The sequence below is a fragment of the Gardnerella bivia genome (genome assembly GCF_049262715.1).
GTDB classification, from domain to species: domain Bacteria; phylum Actinomycetota; class Actinomycetes; order Actinomycetales; family Bifidobacteriaceae; genus Bifidobacterium; species Bifidobacterium vaginale_A.
In genome coordinates this window covers 1,382,359-1,408,468 of sequence record NZ_CP058399.1, presented here as the reverse complement: position 1 = coordinate 1,408,468, position 26,110 = coordinate 1,382,359, and the positions used below count along the sequence as shown (strand labels likewise).

Below are 26,110 nucleotides of genomic sequence, written 5' to 3'. Positions count from 1 at the left end.
ATTATATTCTCCACTGTTCTGGAATAAAACGTTCAATAATTGATTGCATAATATTTTTAGCTTCTTCGCTTAATTCGCTATTTTGAAGAGCTTGTTGAGATTGTTCCCAAAGATCCTTAATGCGTTTCTTTGATTTTTCGATTGCTCCGCTTTTATAGAAAATATCTATAATTCTCTTCACATCTCCGCTGCTTCTATGCTTTTTAGTGTATGCTTTCTTCAAATAAGCTTTATCTTTTTCATTGCTATTTTGAAGTGCGTCTGCAAGAAGAGTTGCACGTTTTCCTTCTCGTATATCTCCTCCAACTGGTTTACCAGTATGTTTAGGATCTGAAACTACGTCTAATAAATCATCTGCTAATTGGAATGCGATTCCTAAAGGTTCTCCAATTGAATAAGCTAGATCGTTTGCGAGTTTAGGGTCTAATCCTGCAGAAAGGAAACCTAATTTTATAGGAGATATCGTTGTGTAACTAGCAGTCTTCCATTTAAATACGTTAAGAGAAGATTGTGCAAGAAGTTCAGTATTATCTAAGTCCATCATTTCAATAGATATATCTAGTACTTGCCCTACGCACACGCTTCGTTGAGTATCTGAAAATGTTAGAAGAAGTTCTTGAGTATTTTTAAGATTTTTTGCGCAATTGCCAGCTATGTTAAAGCTTTCTGCTGCTAACAAATCGCCTAACATAATTCCTAAGCCAGTGCCTATACGTAAATTGTTATAGACTTTAGAAAATGCGCAATATGCACTTGGTATACCTCGTCTTAAAGAAGATTCGTCAATAATATCATCGTGTATTAAAGCTGCTGTTTGAAAAACTTCAATAGCACAAGCTAAGTCAATCATTGATGCGCGATTGAAATTTTCTTTTGAATTTTCGCTAGAATTTTCGCTAGAACTTTTATTAGAGGAAATCGTTGAATTTGCTGCATCATATGATAATAGCGACAATAATGCTCTTAAGCGTTTGCCGCCTTTGCTAGAAGTTAAAGCTTGATTTACTACTGTTTCCATAGTGTCTTTGCATGAGGAATGTAGATTTTGGCATGCAGGCATTTCAAATTGTTCTGATGTGAGTGTGCAAATACGTTGTTCTATTTGTTTAAGTTCCGCATCAATATCCATAGTATGAAGTTATACACATTGTTTCGACATTATTCCAGTCGAGAATGTATTTCTGTGTGTCTGTTTTATTAGTTGATTTAGCGTAGAGCTTGTTAGTTGTAAATAGTATGCGTTCAAGTGAAACTGTATGTGTGTAAACGCAATTGTATTCACGCAATTGTATGCGAGAAACTGTATGCGCGAAACTCTATGCGCGAAACTCTATGCGCACAAGTTTTATGAACTTCTGAATGAACTTCTGACCACAATCGCAATTTTTTATTGCTACATTGAAAATTTCTTGAGAAACTTCTTTTACAAAACTTAATAATAAATGAATTATTGAGTTGATTTAGTTGATTATTAAATATTGGGGGAGTTATGGGGATTTTGGCTGTAGACGATATTGATACAATTGGGAAAATTGACTTATTAAGTGATCATCCTATAAAAGAGAATATTATTGATGATTCTTTATCTCGATTATTTGATTTGTCTTATATATCTAAAAATCATGATGAAGATTCTAATTGGATTGAATCTATACGATCAAAAGTAGGTAGTTGTATAGAAAAATACAATAGTTTTGCTAATAGATTCAATAAAAGTATTGCAAATAAAGTATATGCGAATCAAGCTTTGCACAGATGGTACAATACTTTTTCTTACAAAAGTAACTATGAAACTAAATATTATGAATCTATTGAATCCATTGAATCAATTAACAAATGTGATGGCGAAAAAACGAGTTTGAATAATGGATTATTAGGAGTTGATTTTATAAATTTAGCTTTGGCTATGAATAGTAATATAAATGTTCGTGATGCAATGCTAATCGCTATTTTAGATTGTTATCACGAATGGTATGACTATGATAGTTTATGCGCTGTAGCTTTTGAACCTCATACAAAAAGTGTTTCTGAATATCTTCATAAGTGTTTGGAAGATAAATTTATTAGATATACTCACAAGCCCGATATGCTTATGGTTTCAAATGTTATTGATACTTTAACTGCAATGGCTTATATTATGCGAGATGCGCGAGAGTTTACAAGTCATATTTATGCATTGATTGCTTATTTAAGTTGGTGGTTTAGATTCGGTAATGTAGAGTATTACACTAATCTTGCTTTAAGCGTATGTTCAGATTGTTCTATGGCAAGAATTGTTCAATCTGCATATAGAAATGGCGTAGAGGCACCGTGGTTAAAAGAATACGATAAAGATAAAGGTTTGTGTTTGACTAGTCGTATATAAAGTCTGATTGAAAATTGGGAGCGTGTTGTTATTAGCTAATTATTTTGCATTTTATTTGTGTTTTAGTTTGTCTTTGCAATGTGATTAACTTACAAGACGCAAAAATTTGACCTTGCTATATCTATGCCTATATGCAATTATTAGTGCAGTAAGGGTTCTATCAGGAGGAATAGTTGACGAGTGAAGAATTAGAAATTGATGAACTTGCTAGTGAAGAAAGTAAGTCAACAAAAGCTCGTAGAACTAATGGTACTCGTAAAAGTAGTGCTCGTTCGTCTTCAAAAAAACTTGCATCTTCGCGCTCGCAAAAGAAATCTGATGAGTCTTATGATGAAAGTGACAATGATGAATTTATGAAATCTGAAAATGATATAGATGAATCAGATTCATTAGATTCCTCTGAGAGCAATCTTGATGATGTTGATTCAATTGACGATGTTGATGAGCATGATTTAGATATTCATTTAGATGATCTTGACGATCTTCACCACGATGATATTGATGATCTTCATCATGATGATCTTGATGATGTTGATTCAATTGACGATGTTGATGGTCTTGATGTTGATGATGTGGATCAAGATTTTGATGAAGATTCAGATATTGATGATGTAGAAGAATCTGATGAAAATACAAAATCCGAAGAGCCTGTAGTTCCTCAAGCTAAAGGTGCTTTTGTTGTTAGCGATGATGACGATGACGACACATTAACTTCTACTCCTGGAAATCCAAAGCGTCGAGTTATTGCTACTGGTGCTACTGCTGATCCTGTTAAAGATTATTTGAAACAAATTGGTCGCGTTAGCTTGTTAAATGCTGAACAAGAAGTTGATCTTTCAGAGCGCATTGAAGCTGGATTATATGCTCAGCATTTGCTTGATACTCAAATTGATCAAATGGAGTTTAAGCGTAAGCGTGAATTAAAATGGGCTGCTGCTGATGGTAAAAAAGCTAAAGATCATCTTTTGGAAGCAAACTTACGATTAGTTGTTTCTCTTGCTAAGCGTTATACAGGTAGAGGCATGCTTTTTCTTGATTTGATTCAGGAAGGCAATCTTGGCTTAATTAGAGCAGTTGAAAAATTCGATTGGAAAAAGGGCTTTAAGTTTTCTACTTATGCTACATGGTGGATTCGTCAGGCAATTACGCGTGCAATGGCTGATCAGGCTCGAACTATTCGAGTTCCAGTGCATATGGTTGAAGTGATTAACAAACTTTCGCGTGTTCAACGTCAAATGCTTCAAGATTTAGGTCGCGAGCCTACGCCTGATGAGCTAGCTAGAGAGCTTGATATGCCTGTAGAAAAGGTACAAGAAGTGCAAAAGTATGGACGTGAGCCTATATCTTTGCATACTCCTTTGGGTGAAGATGGTGATTCTGAATTCGGTGATTTAATTGAAGACACTGATGCTATTGCTCCATCTGATGCTGTTGCATTCTCACTTTTGCAAGAACAATTCAGACAAGTTCTTGAAACGCTATCTCCTCGCGAAGCTGGCGTTATTAAGATGCGTTATGGTTTGGAAGATGGACAGCCTAAGACTTTGGATGATATTGGGCGTGTTTATGGTGTAACTCGTGAGCGTATTCGTCAAATTGAATCTAAGACTATGGCTAAGTTGCGCCATCCTTCTCGTTCTCAAACATTGCGTGATTTCTTGGATCAGTGATTATAAAATAATGCATATTGAAGTGTCGTATTTTTGCATTTAAGCAAGAGTGCGACACTTATTGCTTGACTGAATAGTTTTATTACAAGGGGTAGAAGTGGTATCTCGTAAAGAGCAAGAGCAATATGATGCTGACAGTTTAACTGTGCTTGAAGGTTTGGATGCTGTTCGTAAGCGTCCAGGTATGTATATTGGTACTACTGACAGTCAAGGTTTAATGCATTGCCTTTGGGAGATTATTGATAACGCTGTCGATGAAGCTTTAGCTGGAGCTTGCAATCATATTGTTGTAACTTTACATTCTGATGGGTCTGTTGAAGTTGCAGATAATGGTCGTGGTATTCCGGTTGATGTTGAACCTAAAACAAAATTAACAGGTGTAGAAGTTGTTTTAACTAAACTTCATGCCGGTGCTAAATTTGGAAATTCTTCGTATAATGCTGCAGGTGGTTTGCATGGTGTTGGATCTTCTGTTGTTAATGCATTGAGTTCTCGTTTAGATGTAGAAGTTGATCGCGATGGCAAAACACATCACATGTCTTTTCATCAAGGTCATCCTGGAGTTTATAGTGACGCTGATCCTGAGCATCCATCTCCATCTTCTCCTTTTAAACGTACTCGTAAGAATCGTCCTACAGAGCTTGAAATTATCGGTACTGTTTCTCCTAAAACTACTGGCACTAGAGTTCGCTATTGGGCAGATCCTGAGATTTTTAATTCAACAGCTCGCTTTAGCTATGAACAGCTGATTGCACGTGTTAGACAAACAAGTTTTTTGGTTCCAGGATTACGCATAACTGTTATAGATGAAAATGTTCCTGAAGGTGAGTTTAGTGATATTCAAGAGATTGATGAGCTTAACTTAGATAATTCTCAGGAACAAGTAGATGAGTTTTCTACATCATCTAATAAATCAGAGGATTCACACAGCGAGTTTACAGAAACTGAGAGTTATGAAGACAGCCAGAATTTAGATAACTCAAACGATCTAAAAGATTATGATGATTTAGATAATGAGTATGAATCTGAAGAATTACATGATTCTGACGATGATGATTCTGACGATTCTGACGATTCTGAAACTTTGACTAAGCTTGATGATTCTGATTCTGATTCTGATTCTTTAGATTCTTCTGAAGCACAAGCAGTTACAAATGCTGAATCATATAAATCCATTCAAAGCAATCATCATCCTAGAGTAATTGAATTCTTACATAATGGTGGCGTTAAAGATTTCGTCGATTTTCTATCTCACGGTCAATCAGTTTCGGATATTTGGCGTATTTCTGGTGAAGATACGTACTTGGAAGAAACACAAGCTGTTGACGAGTCTGGTGAATTGCATGCTCAGCAAGTAACGCGCAAGTGTGGTGTTGACATTGCAATGCGTTGGGTAAATGGATATGATTCAACGATTATAAGTTTTGTCAATGTTGTTGAAACTCCAGGTGGAGGTTCTCACGTAGACGGATTCTTGCAAGGATTAACTAAGCAAATTCGTAAAGCTGTTGAAGATAACGCGCGCAAGCTAAAAGTAAATCTTAAAGATTCGAATACGAAAATTGAACGAGATGATATTACAGCAGGATTGGTTGCTGTTATAACTGTTCGTATTGCTGAGCCTCAATTCCAAGGTCAAACTAAGGATGTTCTTGGAACTGCTCAAGTTAAGCCAATCGTTACTAAAATGACTGACTCTCAGTTCGGGGAGATGATTACTGGTTCTAAGCGAGGATTTAAAGAGCAATCTGCTAGAGTGCTTGAGAAAATCGTTTCAGAAATGCATGCAAGAATTCAAGCGCGTAAAACAAAGGAAGTTACTCGTAGAAAGAACGCACTTGAATCAGCTTCTATGCCTCCAAAACTTTCAGATTGTCAACCTGGAAATGACGATGTTGCTGAGCTTTTTATTGTTGAGGGTGACTCTGCTCTTGGTACTGCAAAAGCTGCTAGAAATTCTGCTTTCCAAGCATTATTGCCAATTCGCGGTAAGATTTTGAATGTTCAAAAAGCAAGTCTTTCGCAAATGCTTTCTAATAAAGAGTGCGCTGCAATTATTCAAGTTGTTGGAGCAGGATCAGGCGCAAGTTTTGATATTTCACAAGCTCGTTATAACAAGATTGTTATGATGACTGATGCTGATGTTGACGGTGCTCACATACGTATTTTGCTTTTAACGTTGTTCTATCGTTATATGCGTCCGCTTATTGAGCACGGGCACGTTTATGCTGCTGTTCCTCCGCTTCATAGGATTGCGCTCGCAGGAAAGCACAAAGGTGAGTATATTTACACTTATTCAGACGATGAGCTAGCTGGAAAGCTTGATGATTTGCAAGCTAAGGGCATTGATTTTAACAGCGATATTCAGCGTTATAAGGGCTTGGGTGAGATGGATGCAGATCAGCTTGCAGACACCACTATGGATCCTAGAACTCGCATGCTTCGAAGGATTCGTATGGAGGATGCTCAGCAAGCGAGTGAAGTATTTGATCTTTTAATGGGCGATGACGTTCCTCCGCGTAAACAGTTTATTGTTGATAACGCAGACGATTTCGATCGCTCTAAAATTGATACATGATTTTCTGCACTATGCTGTTTTATTTCTTTAACCAATGTGAGCTATTTGAGAAACAAGTTCTGTTCCAGAAGCATCTCTTCGCATATCTGGTTTTGGCAATTCAACATTAGCTCCTCCAGGAGTTGTTGCATAAAGCGGATAATGCCCAACATATGCGTTTAATAAAGTATTTTGACCTTTTAAGAATCGTTGCGATCTTACTCCGCTTGTTCCTCTTCCTTTAGTTGGATACATTGTTAGTGGAGTTAGCTTAGCAGATCCGTTATCTGTTCCAGGAAGAGCGTTTTCATCTCCTGCTAAAGTAAAAACGATTGTTCCAGATGTAGAGAATAATCCATTTTCACCTTCTTCATAATTCCATTCAACGAGATCTTTTGGAACTACTGCGAAAGCAACAACTTTGCAATCTTGTGCTAAACGAATACCTGCCATCCCTGCAGCAGTACGTCCTTGAGGTCTTACTTGCTTTGCATCGAAAGTTAGTAGTGAAGAATCTGAACTGATGAATACTAAACGGTCGTCATCGCCAGAAATTGCAGCGTTAATTACTTCATCTTTAGGCTTTAAATCTATTATGCTCCAAGAATCCATAGTTGTAGGGGATTGCCCATTCCAACGTTTTACTACTCCGTCTTTTGTTCCAATAGCTATTGGATTTGGTTCATCTGAATTAAGTGGTATAGCAGATACAACCTTTTCTCCAGCAACATGGTCGCTGCTTTGAGTAGATAATAGTAGTTCGTTTGCGCTAACGCCTTTTGATAGAAGCTCAATATTTACATTTTCACTATTTGCTATTGAATGAAGTTGAGGTAAGTCAGATACATGTGCGAGAACAAGTCTTCCAACAGAAGTAATTAAACCATATGTTGAGCGAGTTGTAGTCGTAAACATAGTAAGACATGGAGTATCGAAAATATTTCCAGTATTTGTTTTCCATTTGTTGAAAGTATCTACGCTAGTTCTAGCTATAAACCCAGATGCGCTTAAAGCTATTGCGCATGGATCATCGCTTAATTGTAATGCTTGTTGCGCTACATCTGATTGTCCTGCAAGACGTGCTGCGTTTGCAGCTGCAACGTCAGCTTGTACAGATGTCATTTTATTTGCTTCCTGAACAGCAATAAGCTCCGAATCTGTATTTGAATTTTTATCATTATGTGTGCGAACTGGTGTAAAACTTCCATCAACTTGTTCATCTAAAATAATTGTTCTACGAGGAGAATCCCATTGTTTTACAGCAGAATCCATTTCTGATATTACAACTTTATCTAGTTCGAGTTCAGAGCTTAATATTTTATCTAATTCTTCTATTTTCTTTAATAAGTCATTGCGTTCAGACTCAAGTTCTATTCGACTCATTTTCGTAAGTCTGCGCAAACGCAAATCAAGAATATATTGTGCTTGAACATCGTCTAAGTCAAATACTTTAATCAATTTTGCTTTAGCAATATCCGCATCTTGGGAAGAACGAATTACTTGAATTACTTCATCGATATCTAGCATTGCTAGAAGAAGTCCTTCAACAAGATGTAAACGTTCGCCCGCTTTAGTCTTTCTGAATTCACTACGTCTGCGTACTACTGTTCTGCGGTGTAAAATCCAAACATCTAAAAGCTCTTTCAATCCCATAGTATGAGGTCTGCCGTTTACTAGAGCAACGTTATTGATTGTAAAGCTTTCTTGTAAAGGCGTGTGTTTGAAAAGCTGTGCTAAAACAGCGTTAGGATCAAATCCTGTTTTAATTTCTATTACTAAACGAGTTCCGTTATGACGGTCTGTTAAATCAATAGCTCCAGTAATTCCGTCAAGTTTTTTAGCTTTAATTCCTTGAGAAATACGTTCTAGTACTCGTTCTGGACCAACCATAAAAGGAAGTTCTGTAACTATAATAGCTTTTTTACGTGCTGTAATATTTTCAATATGAGCTTGTGAGCGAGTTATGAATGCTCCTCTACCAGTTTTATAAGCTTCACGAATTCCGGATCTTCCTACAATAATTCCGCCGCTTGGCCAATCTGGTCCTGGAACAAATTGCATTAAATCATCTAAAGTTGCATCATTGTGTTTCATTAAATATTTTGCGGCTTCAACTACTTCTCCAAGATTATGTGTTGCCATGTTAGTTGCCATTCCAACAGCGATTCCGGAAGCTCCGTTTACAAGCAAATTTGGTATTGCTGCTGGCAAAACTGTAGGTTCTTTAAGTTTATTATCGTAATTTGGAGTGAAATCAACAGTGTTTTCGTTAATATCTGCATTCATGCCTAAAGCAGCAGGTGCTAAGCGTGCCTCAGTATATCGTGATGCTGCAGGACCATCGTCAAGAGAGCCAAAATTTCCGTGTCCGTCAACTAAAGGAATACGCAAAGAAAAAGGTTGAGCTAAACGAACCATTGCTTCGTAAATTGCGCTATCGCCATGTGGGTGTAATTTACCCATTACTTCGCCTACTACTCGAGCAGACTTCATATAAGCGTGATCTGGGCTTAAGTTCATATTGCCCATTTGATACACGATTCTTCTTTGAACAGGTTTCATACCATCGCGCGCGTCTGGTAAAGCTCTGGCGTAGATAACAGAATAAGCGTATTCCAAGAAGGATTTGCTCATTTCTTCATTTAACGGCGTTTCAACAATATGCTCTTTAACTTTTCGTGGGTCAAAAGCAGGTGCTGTTGAATGGCGGCGTGAAGGCATGATATGAACTCCTTGAATGACTTTTATAGACTACTATAGTAGCAATTTACGTGCACAAGAATGTTGTTCTTCGTTGTGATTTTAGTAAACTTATTTAAAATTTTCAGTAATTTTATGAATTTTTTACTTATTTTATTATATGAGTTTTTTAAAATATATGAGTTTTCTTCACGAAGTGGTTCAATAATATGTATGAGCGTTGAAATGCCGTCTTTTAAAGAATTATTGCAATTCGTTGAAAAAGTTGAATATGGGGATTGGTATTCGAAAGATTTAGCTGTTTGTGGTGTAACTGATGTTAGTAGTGTAACTGATGTTAGTAGTACTAAAGTTAGTAACTTTGCTAATGATGGTACTAAATTTAGTAGAGATGATTCTGATTATGCTAAAGTTGGTGGAGCATTACATTTATCTTCTGTTCTTCCAGCTGTTTGTGATGCTATTGGAACGCCTGTAAGCACTGCAATACATCATGATCCTTCATTTTTGCGTAAATCATTAAATATACCTTCTGCTAGTAGAGCTATTGTTGTTCTTGTTGACGGTTTAGGGTACTGGAATATTGTTAATAGGATTGGACACGCTCCTTATCTTCGTTCTCTTATGAAAGAACCTTTGAATCAGCGTTTTATTTACTCGTGTTTACCAAGTACTACTGTTGCAGCAATGGGTACTTTTGGTACTGGTACTTGCCCAGGTCTTACTTGTATGACTGGATACACTCAAAAAAATAATGAAACTGGTGCTTTAGCTCAGTTAATTCAATTTAGAGATGCTCCTTTACCTGAAAATCTTCAACTTCAACCAACTATATTTGAATTATTAGTTAAGCAAGGTGTTCGTGCTGATAGTGTAAGTCTTCCTAAATTTGAAAATTCTCCTCTTACTCGCGCTGCTTTGAGAGGTGCACGTTATATTAGCGCAAAAACGCCTAGAGCACGTATTTGCGTTGCTGCAAACACAACTTTAGAGCCTGGATTAACTTACATGTATTTACGAGATACAGACAAAGTGGGTCATAACTACGGTTGTGATTCTGATGAGTGGATTGCATCTTTTGAGCAAGTTGACGCTCAATTACGCTTATTGCGGAAAAAGTGTGCTCCTGGAACTTTGATTATTATTACAGCAGATCATGGAATGATACAATCTGATCCGTCTATGTGCATAGATATAGCTAAAAATCCTAAATTAGCTGAAGGTGTTTCCATGGTTGCAGGAGAGCCTAGATCTGTTATGCTTTATGCAAAAGATGGTGTTAGTGTAAACGATTTAGCTAAGCGTTGGGCGGATGAGCTAGAAGATAAAGCACTTGTTAGAACTAAAAGACAAGCTATTTCGGATGGTGTTTTTGGCGAAGTTTGTGATAGAGCAAATGAAATTTTAGGTGACGTAATTGTTCAAGCTGCCAATCGCGTCACCGTAGTTGATTCTCGAACACAAACACAAAAGGCTATGAGTTTACCAAGTGTTCATGGGTCTATGACTCGTATGGAACTTGAAATACCTTGCCTTATTGATCTTGTTGATTAAGATATCAGCCTTCGCCAAATAAGATTTCATCCCAGCTAGGGACTGCAGATCTTCCACTTCTTCTTTTATGCTCGTTTGAGTGAGATTTTTCTACTGTATTCGCATTATTTTGTGTTTCATGCGTTTTCGAATTTGAATTAGAAATAGTGGAATTGGAGTTGTTTTTAGCGCTGTTATCCTTGCTATTTCTGTTATTCTTGTAAGCATTGTTTGAATTGTTGCTATTTGCGTTTGTACTCGAATTTTCGTTCGAATTTTCGCTCGAATTCGCTACTTGTGAATACGTATTTTTATTCGCGCTTGTAACGCTTGCACTATCATATTCTTTATTAGATCTATTATCTTTATTAGTGTGCTTTTTTGACTCACTTGAGTTTATTTCTGAAATATCATCTTTTTGCAATATAAGATTTTCTTGTGAATAATGAGAATCTCTTGTATTGGATTGCAATTTAGGTGAATTGTTTGCATGATCTGAGTTATTAGAAAATTCGTAATCACGATTTTCCTTTTTAGATAAGTGTGAGTCAGACTTAACTTTTGAAGAATTATCTAATATAGAAGATTTGTTTACATAATCTTCTAAAGTATGAATTTCTGTTTTATTTCCAGACTTATAATCCGTTTGATTATCTAATTGAGATATATTTTGCGAATTATTATTCTCTTCAGAATTTGAATTTTCCCATTGAGAAATTGCACGCTCTATTCTTGCAGAGCGTATTGAATTTCCTGGTATTTCGTTATTTGTAAACGGGAAGGATATATTTACAGTATCTCTATAAGTGTTATTAAACGATGTTTTACTTGAGTTTAAGTTTGTTGCAGAAGCTATTTCTTCACCGAGTAAAAGTCTAGAAGAAGTATTCATGCACGAAACAGTGTTGTCGTGCATATTCCAAGTCCATTCTGCTTTGATTGTGCGAGTCGCTGTATTAAATTGCGCGATTATACGCCATGGCTCAAGACCTCTTCGAGTTGCGCGCCATTTTACTGTTTCCATTCCAATTCTTGCTTTTGCTAAAGTGCGTTCAATCAGATCTGAAAGTGTGCGCATATTGCTTTGTTTTGGAGCTGGAACAGATAAGAATTGTTCAATAGCGTATTGTTTTTCAGTTTCGACTCCAGAAGAAAAGCGTCTAACTTGTGCTTCACTTATATGATATCGTGCTGAAACTTGAGATGGCTCAATACCTGCTCGTATGAGTGCTTGTATTTGTGATATTGGAAGTGCTGCACTTGATTGAGAAGTGTTGCTTTGAGAATCTGCATCGTTTCCATTCTTAATACGTTGTGATTCTGATATAGCGTGCTTCAGCGTGTCGTCCATGTAAATTTTTAACGGCGTGTTTTCGTAAATAAAAATTAAATCTCCGTTTTCATCTACATGATCGAAACTCGCCGTTTTTGGCGGATTTTCAAGCATTGTGCACCACTTTCCTCGCTTTTAACAATACTATATATATACTTTAGTCTATAGTATGCCTTCTTTAGCATTTTACATATATTTAAAAGAGTGTATTCTATGCGGGGTGGCATTCATGTATGCTATGCGCGTAGGAGCTTTAGAGAACGAAAGGACCATAATGGCACAGGATTATGATTCCCCTCGTAGTAAAGATGAGGATGAGGAGTCGCTGCAAGCACTGATTAAGGGTTCGCAGAACTCTTCTAGTGAGATTGACGATGATGAGAATGCTATTGCTGAAGATTATGAATTACCTGGAGCTGATCTTAGTGGTGAAGATGCATCTGTTACGGTAATTCCTATGCAGGGTGACGAGTTTATTTGCTCTGAGTGCTTCTTAGTGAAGCATCGCAGTCAGCTTGCTGAATCTTCTACTGAAAGTCAGCCTGTATGCAAGGAGTGCGCTGCTTAAATGGCATATGATGAAACTTATAACAGCCCAGAGCAATTAGAAGTACTTATACAATATTTGGATAAAGTTGCCGAGCATATTGAGCCTCTTCGTTATGCGCATGCTTCAGATGCTGGAGCTGATTTAAGAACCACACAGGATTTTGTTTTGAAGCCGTTTGAAAGAGCGCTTGTGCCTACTGGTGTAGCAATTGCTTTGCCTGCTGGTTACGTAGCTCTTGTACATCCTCGTTCTGGTCTTGCTGTAAAGCAAGGTGTAACTGTTTTGAATGCGCCTGGAACAGTGGATGCAGGGTATCGTGGAGAAATAAAAGTCCCACTTATAAATTTAGATCCTGAGCATGTTGCTGAATTTCATAGAGGAGATCGTATTGCTCAATTAGTTATTCAGCGTTATGTTGAAGCAGATTTTATTCAATCGGAAAGTCTTCCTTCATCTGATAGATCTGATAAAGGCTTTGGTTCAACAGGTTTGCAATAAATTTTAAATAAATCCGACTAGCGTGTGCTATGTCGGATTTATAGTAATTTTTTTGTAAATTAGCTTATTCTTAGTGTATTAGTTGTTGATTTTTTACATTATTTAACAATTTAAGTGCTGTATTTTGTTGAAACATGTAGGATAGTGTTACGCGGGAGGTGATGTGTGATGGGTGAATCACAAGAAGAGATTAGGTGTGCTAATAAGCTTGGATGTGAAATTAGCGAAGAACCAAATAACCCGTTGTGCCCAATTTTACAAATGTGTCAATGGCATCATCCCGGTGAAAATATGGATATACTTCATCGTGCGTATAAACGAGCAGTGAAGCAACATACTGGTCAGCGGCGTAAATCAGGTGAGCCATATATTATTCATCCTCTTGCAGTTGCACAAATTCTTGCAGATCTAGGTATGGGTCCTGTAGTTGTTGCAGCTGGATTATTGCACGATACTGTTGAAGATACTGATTACACTTTAGAAGAGTGCAGGGCTGATTTTGGTGATACAGTAGCAGGTCTAGTTGATGGCGTTACCAAAATTTCAAATATGGAATACGGAGATAATGCGCAGGCTGAAACTATACGAAAAATGGTTGTAGCAATGAGCAGAGATGTTCGTGTTCTCGTTGTAAAACTCGCAGATCGCTTACATAATGCTCGTACGTGGAGATATGTTAAATCTCAAAGTTCGCATAAAAAAGCTAGAGAAACGCTAGATGTCTATGCTCCTCTTGCAAATAGACTTGGTATGAATGCTATTAAAACAGAACTTGAAGAGTTAAGTTTTAAAGTGTTGTATCCAAAAATTTATAATGAAATAGTTGTTTTAGTAGCTCGTAGAGCTGGTCAGCGTGAAGTTTATTTACGCCAAATTCTTGAAGAAATCAACGAAGATTTATCTGAACAGCATGTAAAAGCTTCTGTTAAAGGTCGTCCAAAAGATTATTTCTCAATCTATCAGAAGATGATTGTTAGAGGTCACGATTTCGAAAATATTTACGATCTTGTTGGAGTTAGAATAATAGTTGATTCTATTCGAGATTGCTATGCTGCATTGGGTGCTGTGCATGCAAGATGGAGTCCTGTTCCTGGGCGTTTCAAGGATTATATAGCAACTCCTAAGCTGAATATGTATCAGAGTTTGCATACTACTGTTGTAGGTCCAGGTGGCAAGCCTGTTGAAATTCAAATTCGTACTTGGGATATGCATAGGCGTGCTGAATTTGGTATTGCTGCTCATTGGAAATATAAGGCTAACGGTCAAGCTGGTCGTGCTTTAAGTAAGCCAGATAATGAAGATTTGAAGCGTGAGCAAGAGGATCGTAAAGAGCTAAGTGAAGCAGATAATCTTAAATGGATTCAGCAATTAGCTGATTGGACTAGTGAAACTCCAGATTCAGATGAATTCTTAGGATCTTTAAAGCAAGATTTAGGTGCTGCAGAAGTATATGTATTTACTCCTAAAGGAAGCATTGTTGCACTTCCGCAAGATGCAACTCCTGTAGATTTTGCTTATTCAGTGCATACTGAAGTTGGACATCGTATGATGGGCGCTCGTGTAAACGGTCGTTTAGTTCCTCTTGATACGAAGCTAGTTAATGGAGATACAGTTGAAGTTTTGACTTCAAAATCAGATACTGCTGGGCCATCAAGAGATTGGCTTAGTTTTGTAAAATCTCCGCGTGCTAGAAATAAGATTCGCCAGTGGTTTAGCAAAGAGCGTCGTTCTGAAGCTATTGAAGAAGGTAAAGACGAGTTAACTCGTGCTATGCGTAAAAGAAACTTGCCTATATCTACTTTAATGACTCCACAAGCTTTAATTGGTGTTGCTGACGAGTTGAATATTATGCCTAATGTTGATGCAGTTTATGCTGCAATCGGCGAAGGCCAAGTTTCGACTCAAAATGTTATTTCTAGACTTGTTAAAGACGCTGGAGCTGATGAAGTAGATGAAGAAGTTGAACAAGAAGCTTTGCCTTTAAGGAGACCTGAGAGAGCTAGAAAGTCTAATGGTGTTCTTGGTGTTTCTGTAAAGGGAGTTGGAGATGTGTGGGTTAAGCTTGCTCGTTGTTGCATGCCAGTTCCTGGAGATAATATCGTAGGATTTATAACTAGAAATCAAGGCGTATCTGTTCACAGGAATGATTGTCAAAATATGATTGATTTGCAAAAAACTCAACCTGAACGCGTTATTCCTGTTCAATGGACAAGTGATAAAGGCCTGTTTTTGGTTAAAGTTCAGGTTGAAGCTTTGGATCGACAGCATTTGCTTTCAGATGTTACTAAAGTACTTTCTGATCATGGTGTAAACATTCTCTCAGGAAATATTGCTACTGGGGATGATCGAGTTGCAACAAGTCAGTTTACTTTTGAAATGGCAGATCCTCAGCATCTTAATACATTGCTTGCTGCTATTCGTAAGATTGAAGGCGTTTTTGACGTTTATCGTATTACTGGTGCAAAAGATAGTGCTGAGCCTCGGCTTAGAAAGATGGAACGCGGCTGAGTAATTGGCTGAGTGGTTGGCTCTAGTGATTATTAAGTTATTAAGCGATTAGCTTCAGTAATCTTATATAATTATGTGCTTTACATATTCATGTTGAATACGTAAAGCACATTTTTTAATGCTCGCGATGATTTATTTTATTTGATATTACATCGCCAATACTTTGTGCTATTTGAACTAAAACAATGCATAAGATTACAGCTACGCCCATAACATCATATTGATATCTTTGATATCCGTATCGTATAGCAATGTCGCCAAGTCCACCTGCTCCAACTGTTCCTGCCATTGCAGAAAAACCGAAAAGTGTTATAAATGTGAGAGATACTCCACGAATTAAGGATGGAAGGCTTTCAAAGAGTAATACTTTGAAGATTATTTGTATATTACTTGTTCCAAAACTTTGTGCTGCTTCAATAAGACTTCCATCAACTTCTGCTAAAGATTGTTCAACTATTCTAGCTACGAATGGTGCTGCTGTAACAACAAGTGGAACAATAGCTCCTGGAACACCTAGCGAAGTTCCTACGATAAGTCTAGTAATTGGTATCAATGCAACTAGAAGAATGATAAACGGTACAGATCTGACTATATTAACTATTCCGCCTATAATAGCGTGAATAGTCGCGTTTTCTTTTATTCCTTTCTTTGAAGATACGATTAGTAAAACGCCTGCTGGCAATCCTATTGCATATGCTAAAAGTGTTGCAATAGAAGTCATTACTATTGTGTCTAGAGTTCCTTCAAGCAGTAAGTCACCATATTCTTCAAAGAAATTTGTTACAGCATTAAGCATTTTTGCTCCCAGTTTAATTTTGCAGATTCGCCTTTATTGATTCTGTTCGCTTGTGTCTTTATTGCGATGATTTTCAACAAGAGAATCAGCAATAAGAGTAGTTAGAATTTCGCTATGAGGATTTTTAAATAATGTTGATGTGTCACCGATTTCAACTATTTTCCCACCGTCTATCATTGCTACTCGATCGCAAATATTTCGAGCTACAGATAGTGAATGAGTTATTATCACTAAAGTTACGTTTAGTTCTCTGTTGATTTTACGAAGCAAGTCTAAAATTTGCGCAGTAGTAGTTGAATCAAGAGCACTTGTTGCTTCATCACACAACATAATAGAAGGGTTATTTGCAAGTGCGCGTGCAATAGCTACACGTTGTTGTTGTCCGCCAGAAAGTTGGCTAGGGTAGCTGTTTTCAAAACCTTTTAATCCTACTAACTCTAATAAATATTGTGCTCTTTCTTCTCGTTTCTTTTTAGGAGTATGGTTTAGCTCTAACGGGAATGTAACATTTCGTAATGCTGTGCGCTGCCCAAATAAGCTAAAGTTTTGAAAAATCATGCCTATATTTGAGCGGATTTTAGAAAGCTCTAGATTTTTAGCGTTTGTTATATCTTTTCCATCGATGATTATTTTTCCGCTTGTAGGTCTTTCTAATAGATTTATGCATCGGACAAGTGAGGACTTACCTGCTCCGGAAGATCCAAGAATTCCAAATACTTCACCTGATTCAACAGTTACGTTTATACCATGTAATACTTCGCGTGACTCTTTGCCGTTTGAATAGCTTTTATGAAGATTTTCAATTTGAATCATATGTTCTCACTTGTTCCGATCTATAGTTTTTTGCGATTTTAGCAATATTGTAAAATTTCTACTCGTATAAAGTAAGAAGTACCTTATACGAGTTTGAAAAGTTTAGAAAACAGGTAATACTGCTCCATTGTAATTTTTGTTAATGAAATTACGCACTTCGTCAGTCTTTAGAGCTTTAATCAAAGCTTTGATCTTGTCTGTGTTTTCTGAACCTTTTTTGACAACAATAATATTTTCATAAGTTTTTGCTGCAATTCCGCCAACTTTTTCTGAAATTAGTGGATCTTTTATAGGATCAAATCCAGCTTGAATAGCATAATTTCCATTTAATGTAGCAAAATCGACATCTTTAACAGCAGTTGGAACCATTGCTGCTTCAAGCTCTTTGAACTTCAAATTATGAGGGTTAGAAACAATATCTTTAGTAGTGGAATTCACATCCTTTGGATTCTTTAATTTCAACAAACCTGCATCTTGAAGAAGTAGCAATGCGCGTGCCTCATTAGTTGCGTCATTAGGAACGGCAATAGTAGAGCCATCTTTCACATTTTTAAGAGATTTTAATTTTCCTGGATATAATCCGAAAGGCTCAAAATGTATTCCTGCAACAGAAACAAGGTGTGTTCCTTTTTCTTTATTGAAATTATCTAAATAAGGTAAATGCTGATAATAATTTGCATCAACTTCGCCTTCTTCAGTTGCAGTGTTTGGCTGTACGTAATCTGTAAATTCTTTTACAACAAGTTTGTATCCTTGTTTTTTAAGAATTGGTTTTACTACTTTGTTTAATATTTCTGAATGAGGTGTAGGAGAAGCTGCGACAGTAATTGTATGGCTATCTTTATCGGAAGCTTTTTGAGAACCACATCCTCCGAGAGTTAATCCTACGAGTGCGCTTAAAGCAATTGCTGCTGAAATAATTTTCTTATTATTCATATTTTTCTCCTAACATTATAGATTTTATTTTTCTTTTTCTTTTTCTCTTTTTTCAGTTTTCTGTTTTATTTTTCTTTTTCAGTTTTTTCTTTTCTCTTCTTCAGTTTTTAGTTTTCAGTTTTCTGTTTCTCTTTTTCTTCTTTTTTCTTCTTTTTTCAGTTTTTCTTCTATCTCTTTTTATTTCTCAATATGTTCCCCTTCGCGAGTACAAAATCCAAATATATGGGAGAAATCTGCTTAATGCTACTGTTTTATTATTTGTATTACTTATGACTGGTTAGAAAACGTTGAAAATAAAAGGAAGTGAAAAAATATCTCCTTTTTAAAGTATTTGCATTTTTTCGATTACACTTATAGTCATGAGTGTAATTCGTTTAGCATTAGCGCAAATTGATACTTGCGTTGGAAATATAGAAGTAAATAGCGAAAAGATTTTGCAATATTGCAAAAAAGCTAAAGAAAATAATGCGCAAATGGTCGTATTCCCTGAAATGACTTTAACAGGATATCCTATTGAAGATCTTGCATTGCGAGCGACTTTCCGCAAAGCAGCTAATAATGCTATATTTACTCTTGCAAAAAGGTTATGTAGTGAAGAATTATCTGACTTATATGTAGTTGTTGGAACAGTAGGATTAGATGAATCCTCTGGAAAACCTCGTAATAGACTTGTTGTATTGCATAATGGCAATATTATTCTTCATTACGATAAGCATTTTTTGCCTAATTACGGAGTATTTGATGAGTTCCGTATCTTCTCTTCAGGAAATGAATGTTCAATTCTAGAAATTGACGATTTTCGCATCGGATTCGCTATTTGTGAAGATATTTGGCAAGACGGAGGTCCTGTTGCGCAATTAGCTAATAAAGGTATTAACGTACTCGTCACTATGAATGGCTCTCCTTATGAAGAAGGTAAAACGCATGTGCGCGTAAAACTTGCAAAGCAAAGAGCATCTGAAGTCAATGCACCAGTAGTGTATGTAAATCAAGTTGGTGGTCAAGATGATTTAGTTTTTGACGGCGGAAGCTTTGTAGTTGATCGCGATGGAAGTTTGCTTGAACGCTCTAAAATGTTTAAAGAAGATATTTCTTATGTTGATATAGATTCTTCTGTTTGCAAACAAAAAGTTTCTACTATTGCGAAAAAATTGGAACAAGACGAAGAAGTTTATTGTGCGTGCGTTTTAGGTCTTCGTGATTACATGCGTAAGAATGGTTTCAAAGGAGTGTGTTTAGGGCTCTCTGGTGGTATTGATTCAGCTTTAGTTGCGACTATGGCTGCAGATGCTTGCGGTGGGCAAAATGTTTGGGGAATCTCAATGCCAAGCATGTACTCTTCAGATGGTTCTAAAGATGATGCTTATGATTTAGCAAAACGTATATGTGCTAATTATGATATTCAACCTATTGAACCGCTTTTCAAAGTTTTTCAGACTCAACTTGATTTACAAGGTATTGCTGCAGAGAATTTGCAAGCTAGAGTTCGTGGCGTAATCGTTATGGCGTATTCAAATTCTAAAGGATTGCTTGCGCTCGCAACTGGTAATAAGTCAGAACTTGCATGCGGATATTCAACTATTTACGGAGATGCTGTAGGTGGGTATGCTCCTCTTAAAGATTTATTCAAAACTCGTGTTTGGGCTTTATCTCGTTGGCGTAATCGCGCTGCAGCAAATGGTGTTGGAATTGGCATGTTGCCGATTGTTGGTTTTGAAGATTTAGAAAATCAAAAAATTCCAGATGATGGATTGTTGATTCCAATAAACTCAATTATTAAGCCTCCTAGTGCAGAATTAAGGCCTGGTCAGAAGGATTCTGATTCTTTGCCAGAATATGATCTGCTTGATCGAGTGTTACAAGCGCATATAGAACTTGCTCACGGTCGTGCTGATTTGCTTTTAGATGGTTTTGATGAGCAAACTGTCGATACTGTTATGCGTTTAGTTGATCGTGCTGAATGGAAAAGGCGTCAATATCCTCTAGGTCCTAAAGTTAGTTCAATTGCTTTTGGAAGAGATAGAAGAATGCCTATAACAACAGCATTCCGTGAATAAAAGCTCAAGTACTTATGTTTATTGTTGTCAATCAGCGTTTCTATATATAAATGTGATGTAACTCACTTGAAATTTTAAAAAATTCGACTTGTTTATTGACTATTTGCTTTAACATATTACTTAGAGCAACGTGAAGAAGCGCTGCAATTATAAAAGGAGTTCAGATATGACACCAACGGATACCTCCGTTCTCACTGACGAGGAGCTTCGCACAAAGGCATGGGATGGCTTCGTCGAAGGCAATTGGAAGAACGATATTGACGTTCGAGACTTTATATTGAAGAATTACACGCCGTATGAAGGCGATGAGAGCTTCTTGGCAAACGCCACTGAAAAAACTAAGCATATGTGGAAGTACCTTGACGACAATTATTTAGCAGTTGAACGTGAGCGCCGTGTTTATGACGTTGAAACACATATTCCAGCTGGTATTGATGCGATGCCTGCAGGCTATATTGAAAGCCCAGAAGTAGATAATGTAATAGTAGGTTTGCAAACAGATGAGCCATGCAAGCGTGCAATGATGCCAAATGGCGGATGGCGCATGGTTGAGCAAGCTATTAAAGAAGCTGGAAAAGAAGTAGATCCAGAAATTAAGAAAATCTTTACTGTTTATCGTAAAACTCATAATGATGGCGTGTTTGGTGTTTATACAAAGAATATTAAGATTGCTCGCCACAACAAGATTCTAACCGGTTTGCCAGATGCTTACGGACGTGGTCGTATTATTGGCGATTATCGTCGTGTAGCTCTTTATGGCGTTAATATGCTTATTGAGTTTAAGAAGCGCGATAAGGATTCGATTCCATATCGTAATGATTTTACTGAAACTGAAATTGAGCATTGGATTCGTTTCCGTGAAGAGCATGATGAGCAGATTAAAGCTTTGAAGCAGCTTATTAACTTAGGCAAAGAGTACGGTTTGGATTTGACTCGTCCAGCTCAAACTGCTAAGGAAGCCGTGCAATGGACTTATATGGGCTATCTTGCGTCTGTTAAGAGCCAGGATGGCGCTGCAATGAGCTTTGGACGTGTATCTGCATTCTTTGATTGCTATTTTGAGCGTGATTTTAAAGCTGGTTTAATTGACGAAACTGATGCTCAGGAAATTATTGATGCTCTTGTTATGAAACTTCGTATTGTGCGTTTCTTGCGCACTAAGGATTACGATGCAATCTTCTCTGGAGATCCATATTGGGCAACTTGGTCCGATGCAGGTTTTAGTGACGATGGACGCACTTTCGTTACTAAGACATCATTCCGTTTGCTTAACACTTTAACTCTTGAGCATTTGGGACCAGGTCCTGAACCAAATATAACAATCTTCTGGGATCCAAAACTTCCTGAAGCTTATAAGCGTTTCTGCTCACGTATTTCTATTGATACTTCTGCTATTCAGTATGAGTCAGATAAAGATATTCGTGAGCATTGGGGTGATGATGCAGCTATTGCTTGCTGTGTTTCGCCAATGCGTGTCGGTAAGCAAATGCAGTTCTTCGCTGCTCGCGTGAACTCTGCTAAGGCTTTGCTTTACGCTATTAACGGTGGCCGTGATGAGATGACTGGCATGCAAGTTATCGATAAGGGTGTTATTGAGCCAATTCGCCCAGAAGCTGATGGCACTCTTGATTATGAGAAAGTTAAAGCTAATTATGAGAAAGCTTTGGAATGGCTTTCTGAAACATATATTGAAGCTCTTAACATAATTCATTACATGCACGATAAGTACGCTTATGAGTCAATTGAAATGGCTTTGCATGATAGGGAAGTCTATCGTACGCTTGGTTGCGGTATGTCTGGCTTGTCTATTGCTGCGGATTCTTTGTCTGCTTTGAAGTATGCAAAAGTTTATCCAATTTATAATAAGGATGCTAAAGAAACAGAGGGTCACGAATACGAGTACATTGAAGGTGGCGACGATGATTTAGTCGTAGGCTACAAGACTGTTGGTGAATTCCCAATTTACGGTAACGATGATGATCGTGCTGATGATTTAGCAAAGTGGGTTGTAAGTACTGTTATGGGTCAGGTAAAGCGCTTGCCTGTTTACCGTAATGCTGTTCCAACTCAGTCAATCTTGACTATTACTTCTAACGTTGAATACGGTAAGAATACTGGTTCGTTCCCATCTGGACACAAGAAGGGTACGCCGTACGCTCCAGGTGCAAATCCAGAAAACGGTATGGATGCTCACGGAATGCTTCCATCAATGTTCTCCGTTGGTAAGATTGACTACGATGATGCTCTAGATGGTATTTCGCTTACGAACACAATTACTCCTGATGGTTTGGGTCGTGACGAAGATGAGCGTATCACTAACTTAGTGGGCATTTTGGATGCAGGAAACGGACATGGCTTGTATCATGCAAACATCAATGTTTTGCGTAAGGAACAGCTTGAAGATGCTGTTGAACATCCAGAAAAGTATCCACATTTGACTGTTCGAGTTTCTGGATATGCAGTGAACTTTGTAAAGCTCACTAAGGAGCAGCAGCTTGATGTTATTTCTCGTACGTTCCACCAAGGATCTGTTACAGAGTAATAGCTAGAGATTGTTTATAAACCGCCGGAGTGAGTATTATTGCTTCGGCGGTTTATACCATATTTTGCGGAATATAGGAGGGCAGCTTAATGGCTGATAATACAGCGTTTCGAACTACAACGCAGCATATGCTTAAAGAGTCGAAAGAGTATGCCCGACAGACTTTAATGGGTGGACTTTCCGGTTTTGAATCTCCAATTGGATTAGACAGAAAAGATCGTTTAGCAGCTCTCAAAACTGGCGATATTGGGTTCGTGCATTCGTGGGATATTAACACTTCTGTTGACGGACCTGGAACTCGTATGACAGTGTTTATGAGTGGCTGCCCACTTCGCTGCCAATATTGCCAAAATCCTGATACTTGGAAAATGCGTGATGGCAAGCCAGTCTACTTGGATGCGATGATTAAAAAAGTAGACCGTTATCAAAGTCTTTTTAAAGCAACAGGAGGCGGAATTACTTTTTCTGGTGGAGAGTCCATGATGCAGCCTGCTTTCGTATCTCGAGTATTTCGTGCTGCTAAAGAAATGGACGTGCACACTTGCTTGGATACTTCCGGCTTTTTGAATCGCAATTATACGGACGAAATGATTGAAGACATTGATCTTTGCTTGCTTGACGTTAAATCTGGCACTGAAGAAACGTATAAGAAAGTTACTGGTGGCTTGCTTCAGCCAACTATTGACTTTGGTCAGCGATTGGCGAAGGCTGGTAAGAAGATTTGGGTGCGTTTTGTGCTCGTTCCAGGTTTGACTGACAGCGAAGAAAATGTTGAAAAAGTTGCTGAGATTTGCGATTCGTTTGGGGATGCTGTTGAGCATATTGACGTGCTTGGCTTCCATCAACTAGGCCGTCCAAAGTGGCATGAGCTCAGAATCCCGTATCCTCTTGAGAATCAAAAAGGACCTTCTAGAGCTCTTAAAGAGCGAGTTGTAAACCAGTTCAAAGACCACAGTTTCGTTGTGTACTAAATTGCATCTATTCTGTGTATGAATTGCGTAAAGAATTGCATTTAGATTGCATTTAGATTGAATTTAGATTGCGTCAAAAGTGTAATTGTAATTTATGCAAATTTTGCGTATTTAATTGTTTTCTTCTGAAGTATTTTTGTATAATTATACAAATATGTTTTTTTACAGATAAGGATACGCAATGAAGCGCAGAATAGGTTGTTGGATTGCATTAGCTTTTGCGTTTGCACTAGCTATTTTTGTGCGGTATAGCGATAGATATGGTTTTACTAGCGCGATTGTTATTTTCGCTATTTTGCCGCTAATTTTATTTCCGATAAACATTGTTGCATCTTTCGATAAGAAACTTCTTATTGAAGTGCCGATAATATCAATTTTAATAACTTTTGTTTTGGAAGTTTTTACTTTCAAATCTGGAAATGATTTTGCTGGATATTTTGGATACCTTCTTCCAACGCTTATATTATCAGCAGTTGCATTTACTCTTACTAGATTCCTTAAAACTAGGCTTGTTAAGCGAATAAATGACGAAATAGCAAACAATAAAACAGATTGATTATTTTATTGATTACTTATTTTTGATTAGTCGTAGTTGTGTGCGAAAGTTGAAGCCGTGTTAGAAGATGCATAATCTATAACACGGCTTAAATATTTTTTACGGATATTTTGCAAAAAATTGCAAAGTAAGATGCAAAAAGCGTAAGAATTTAGCTAAAGCGTGCAAATCGGGAGGCGCACTTGTTCGAGGAACCAAAGCTTTTAAAAGAGCCTAGAGAAGGAGTTCCAGAAGTCATTGATACGCTTGAAGCATATAAAGACTATTGTAGTTTACTGGCATCGGGCTCAGGCCCTTTGGCTGCAGATGCAGAGCGAGCTTCCGGTTTTCGATATAGTCATGAAGATTGGCTGATTCAGTTTAAACGCAAAGGTGCAGGAATTGGGTTATTAGATCCAATAGAACTTACAAAACTTGGAGCTGATTGGAATGAATTTAACAAGGCTGTGGGGGATGTGCCTTGGATTATTCACGATTCGATGCAAGATTTGCCAGGATTTTTCGACATTGGTTTGCGTCCGCGTGCTTTATTTGACACAGAAATTGCAGCTAAATTACTTGGTAGAAAGCGCTTTGGATTAAGTTCAGTAACTGAATATTATTTGGGTTTGACACTCGCAAAAGAACATTCTGCAGCTGACTGGTCTTATCGTCCTCTTCCTAGAGATTGGCGAAATTACGCGGCTTTAGACGTTGAATTGCTAATCGAATTAGAAGAAGTGATGCGTGCGGAATTAAAGAAACAAGGTAAGCTTTCTTGGGCTGAAGAAGAATTTGCACACTTGTTGATAGCTGGAGCAAAAAAGAAAGCTAAGCATCCTCGTCCTTGGCTTCGAATATCTCATATTAGTGTTCTTATGCATGATAAAATCGGCTTAATGATAGCTAAAGAGCTTTGGCAAAAAAGAGATGAGCTTGCTAGACAATACGATATTGCTCCAACTCTATTGCTATCTGATGCTGCAATTATTGAAGCAAGTAAGCGTAAGCCAAATAATTCAAGGTCTTTCCGCTCAATCCGTATTCTTAATGAGAGAGTTCGAATTCATACTGGCTGTGAGCAAGATAAGATGTTTGAGCGATATGCTCCAATTCAGCGTAAAATTAAGCCAAATGTTTGGAAACTTGTTATTGAAAAAGCTATTTCTAAAGCTAAAAGTGGCATAGATGCAATGTCTATTGACGATGATTCAAGTGATTGTAGTAGCTCTAATAACTTTCATAGATGTTTAGTAAATTCTTCTAGCAATCATGCTGATCATTCTGATACTAGATTTTACGGTGATAGCGAAAATTCTAAAGATTCTGAATCTTCTAGAGATCATATTAAGAATAATGAGAATATTAAGAATGTTGCGGATTGCGAGCATATTGAGCATAAAAATATAAGTGATTTTGAGAATTCTTTTGAGCAGGATTGTCAATGTGCTCCAAAATCAATGAAATACTGGCGTGAGCATCATCCTAATCGTTTTGCAATATTGCAAAAAGTGAAAGCTGTTGTTATGAGAATCGCTGAGGATACTCATACGCCTATGGATGTGTTGATTAAACCGCAAATAATTCGAAATCTTTGCTGGAATGATGATATAAAAAATATTGATGTACGTTTATTCCTTATTGAGCAGGGAGCTAGAGTTTGGCAAGTGGATTTAATTTCTGAGTCCGTGACTCGCGTTATCATATAACGGTTGTGCCGTACGGCAGATATAAGAAAACGTAATT

At 37.4% G+C, this 26,110-nt stretch carries 18 protein-coding genes; 12 read left to right on the top strand and 6 right to left on the bottom strand.

Annotation, left to right across the window (positions count from 1 at the left end; translation table 11 throughout):
* Position 1: 1 nt before the first annotated feature.
* A complete protein-coding gene (locus HXT27_RS05580) occupies positions 2–1,129 on the bottom strand; it encodes a polyprenyl synthetase family protein (RefSeq protein ID WP_103043099.1) in 1,128 nt (375 codons plus the stop codon).
* 360 nt (positions 1,130–1,489) lie between these two features.
* Between HXT27_RS05580 and HXT27_RS05575 the strand changes: the two genes are divergently transcribed.
* The 3 genes from HXT27_RS05575 to HXT27_RS05565 all read left to right on the top strand — a co-directional run bounded on the left by HXT27_RS05575 (position 1,490) and on the right by HXT27_RS05565 (position 6,613).
* Complete coding sequence (locus HXT27_RS05575) at positions 1,490–2,365, top strand: hypothetical protein (RefSeq protein ID WP_103043098.1); 876 nt, start codon at positions 1,490–1,492, stop codon at positions 2,363–2,365.
* 173 nt (positions 2,366–2,538) lie between these two features.
* Positions 2,539–4,035, top strand: coding sequence for an RNA polymerase sigma factor (locus HXT27_RS05570; RefSeq protein ID WP_103043097.1), 1,497 nt, complete (start codon positions 2,539–2,541; stop codon positions 4,033–4,035).
* 97 nt (positions 4,036–4,132) lie between these two features.
* Positions 4,133–6,613 carry a DNA gyrase/topoisomerase IV subunit B gene (locus tag HXT27_RS05565; protein ID WP_103043096.1) on the top strand — a complete coding sequence of 827 codons (2,481 nt, stop codon included), beginning with the start codon at positions 4,133–4,135 and terminating at the stop codon, positions 6,611–6,613.
* A 27-nt stretch (positions 6,614–6,640) separates the two neighbouring features.
* Here the strand turns inward: HXT27_RS05565 and HXT27_RS05560 are convergent, their stop codons facing one another.
* The gene (locus HXT27_RS05560; RefSeq protein ID WP_103043095.1) at positions 6,641–9,313 is read right to left on the bottom strand and encodes a DNA gyrase/topoisomerase IV subunit A; all 2,673 of its coding nucleotides are present in this window, start codon (positions 9,311–9,313) and stop codon (positions 6,641–6,643) included.
* Between the two features lie 192 nt (positions 9,314–9,505).
* Between HXT27_RS05560 and HXT27_RS05555 the strand changes: the two genes are divergently transcribed.
* The gene (locus tag HXT27_RS05555; RefSeq protein WP_103043094.1) at positions 9,506–10,846 is read left to right on the top strand and encodes an alkaline phosphatase family protein; all 1,341 of its coding nucleotides are present in this window, start codon (positions 9,506–9,508) and stop codon (positions 10,844–10,846) included.
* 4 nt (positions 10,847–10,850) lie between these two features.
* Here HXT27_RS05555 and sepH read toward each other — a convergent pair whose 3' ends face one another.
* Positions 10,851–12,272 carry a septation protein SepH gene (gene sepH, locus HXT27_RS05550; protein ID WP_103043093.1) on the bottom strand — a complete coding sequence of 474 codons (1,422 nt, stop codon included), beginning with the start codon at positions 12,270–12,272 and terminating at the stop codon, positions 10,851–10,853.
* A gap of 160 nt (positions 12,273–12,432) precedes the next feature.
* Here sepH and HXT27_RS05545 point away from each other — a divergent pair, with 160 nt between their 5' ends.
* The 3 genes from HXT27_RS05545 to HXT27_RS05535 all read left to right on the top strand — a co-directional run bounded on the left by HXT27_RS05545 (position 12,433) and on the right by HXT27_RS05535 (position 15,714).
* Entirely contained in the window at positions 12,433–12,726 is a 294-nt protein-coding gene (locus HXT27_RS05545; RefSeq protein WP_075523462.1) for a DUF4193 domain-containing protein, read from the top strand.
* Entirely contained in the window at positions 12,727–13,206 is a 480-nt protein-coding gene (gene dut, locus HXT27_RS05540; protein WP_075523374.1) for a dUTP diphosphatase, read from the top strand.
* A gap of 168 nt (positions 13,207–13,374) precedes the next feature.
* A complete protein-coding gene (locus tag HXT27_RS05535; RefSeq protein ID WP_075523373.1) occupies positions 13,375–15,714 on the top strand; it encodes a RelA/SpoT family protein in 2,340 nt (779 codons plus the stop codon).
* A gap of 115 nt (positions 15,715–15,829) precedes the next feature.
* Here the strand turns inward: HXT27_RS05535 and HXT27_RS05530 are convergent, their stop codons facing one another.
* The 3 genes from HXT27_RS05530 to HXT27_RS05520 form a co-directional block, all read right to left on the bottom strand.
* Positions 15,830–16,510 carry a methionine ABC transporter permease gene (locus tag HXT27_RS05530; RefSeq protein ID WP_075523372.1) on the bottom strand — a complete coding sequence of 227 codons (681 nt, stop codon included), beginning with the start codon at positions 16,508–16,510 and terminating at the stop codon, positions 15,830–15,832.
* Between the two features lie 33 nt (positions 16,511–16,543).
* Positions 16,544–17,323 carry a methionine ABC transporter ATP-binding protein gene (locus HXT27_RS05525; protein WP_075523371.1) on the bottom strand — a complete coding sequence of 260 codons (780 nt, stop codon included), beginning with the start codon at positions 17,321–17,323 and terminating at the stop codon, positions 16,544–16,546.
* A gap of 102 nt (positions 17,324–17,425) precedes the next feature.
* Positions 17,426–18,259, bottom strand: a complete 834-nt coding sequence (locus tag HXT27_RS05520; protein ID WP_075523370.1) for a MetQ/NlpA family ABC transporter substrate-binding protein — start codon at positions 18,257–18,259, stop codon at positions 17,426–17,428.
* Between the two features lie 359 nt (positions 18,260–18,618).
* Between HXT27_RS05520 and HXT27_RS05515 the strand changes: the two genes are divergently transcribed.
* The 5 genes from HXT27_RS05515 (at position 18,619) to HXT27_RS05495 (ending at position 26,073) form a co-directional block, all read left to right on the top strand.
* The gene (locus HXT27_RS05515; protein ID WP_075523369.1) at positions 18,619–20,316 is read left to right on the top strand and encodes an NAD+ synthase; all 1,698 of its coding nucleotides are present in this window, start codon (positions 18,619–18,621) and stop codon (positions 20,314–20,316) included.
* Between the two features lie 166 nt (positions 20,317–20,482).
* Positions 20,483–22,858, top strand: coding sequence for a formate C-acetyltransferase (gene pflB / locus HXT27_RS05510; RefSeq protein ID WP_075523368.1), 2,376 nt, complete (start codon positions 20,483–20,485; stop codon positions 22,856–22,858).
* 89 nt (positions 22,859–22,947) lie between these two features.
* The gene (pflA, locus tag HXT27_RS05505) at positions 22,948–23,829 is read left to right on the top strand and encodes a pyruvate formate-lyase-activating protein (protein WP_422113103.1); all 882 of its coding nucleotides are present in this window, start codon (positions 22,948–22,950) and stop codon (positions 23,827–23,829) included.
* Positions 23,830–24,010: 181 nt separating this feature from the next.
* A complete protein-coding gene (locus HXT27_RS05500) occupies positions 24,011–24,385 on the top strand; it encodes a hypothetical protein (protein ID WP_103043091.1) in 375 nt (124 codons plus the stop codon).
* Positions 24,386–24,567: 182 nt separating this feature from the next.
* Positions 24,568–26,073, top strand: coding sequence for an HRDC domain-containing protein (locus HXT27_RS05495; protein WP_103043090.1), 1,506 nt, complete (start codon positions 24,568–24,570; stop codon positions 26,071–26,073).
* The last annotated feature ends 37 nt before the right edge of the window (positions 26,074–26,110 follow it).

What these genes read in the sequence shown, in the direction of transcription:
- pflB (WP_075523368.1), top strand. Translation starts at nt 20,483, where the DNA reads ATGACACCAACGGATACCTCCGTTCTCACTGACGAGGAGCTTCGCACA.
- dut (WP_075523374.1), top strand. Translation starts at nt 12,727, where the DNA reads ATGGCATATGATGAAACTTATAACAGCCCAGAGCAATTAGAAGTACTT.
- HXT27_RS05580 (WP_103043099.1), bottom strand. Translation starts at nt 1,129, where the DNA reads ATGGATATTGATGCGGAACTTAAACAAATAGAACAACGTATTTGCACA.
- HXT27_RS05560 (WP_103043095.1), bottom strand. Translation starts at nt 9,313, where the DNA reads ATGCCTTCACGCCGCCATTCAACAGCACCTGCTTTTGACCCACGAAAA.
- HXT27_RS05545 (WP_075523462.1), top strand. Translation starts at nt 12,433, where the DNA reads ATGGCACAGGATTATGATTCCCCTCGTAGTAAAGATGAGGATGAGGAG.
- sepH (WP_103043093.1), bottom strand. Translation starts at nt 12,272, where the DNA reads ATGCTTGAAAATCCGCCAAAAACGGCGAGTTTCGATCATGTAGATGAA.
- HXT27_RS05520 (WP_075523370.1), bottom strand. Translation starts at nt 18,259, where the DNA reads ATGAATAATAAGAAAATTATTTCAGCAGCAATTGCTTTAAGCGCACTC.
- HXT27_RS05555 (WP_103043094.1), top strand. Translation starts at nt 9,506, where the DNA reads ATGAGCGTTGAAATGCCGTCTTTTAAAGAATTATTGCAATTCGTTGAA.
- HXT27_RS05500 (WP_103043091.1), top strand. Translation starts at nt 24,011, where the DNA reads ATGAAGCGCAGAATAGGTTGTTGGATTGCATTAGCTTTTGCGTTTGCA.
- HXT27_RS05525 (WP_075523371.1), bottom strand. Translation starts at nt 17,323, where the DNA reads ATGATTCAAATTGAAAATCTTCATAAAAGCTATTCAAACGGCAAAGAG.
- HXT27_RS05535 (WP_075523373.1), top strand. Translation starts at nt 13,375, where the DNA reads ATGGGTGAATCACAAGAAGAGATTAGGTGTGCTAATAAGCTTGGATGT.
- HXT27_RS05530 (WP_075523372.1), bottom strand. Translation starts at nt 16,510, where the DNA reads ATGCTTAATGCTGTAACAAATTTCTTTGAAGAATATGGTGACTTACTG.
- HXT27_RS05515 (WP_075523369.1), top strand. Translation starts at nt 18,619, where the DNA reads ATGAGTGTAATTCGTTTAGCATTAGCGCAAATTGATACTTGCGTTGGA.
- pflA (WP_422113103.1), top strand. Translation starts at nt 22,948, where the DNA reads ATGGCTGATAATACAGCGTTTCGAACTACAACGCAGCATATGCTTAAA.
- HXT27_RS05575 (WP_103043098.1), top strand. Translation starts at nt 1,490, where the DNA reads ATGGGGATTTTGGCTGTAGACGATATTGATACAATTGGGAAAATTGAC.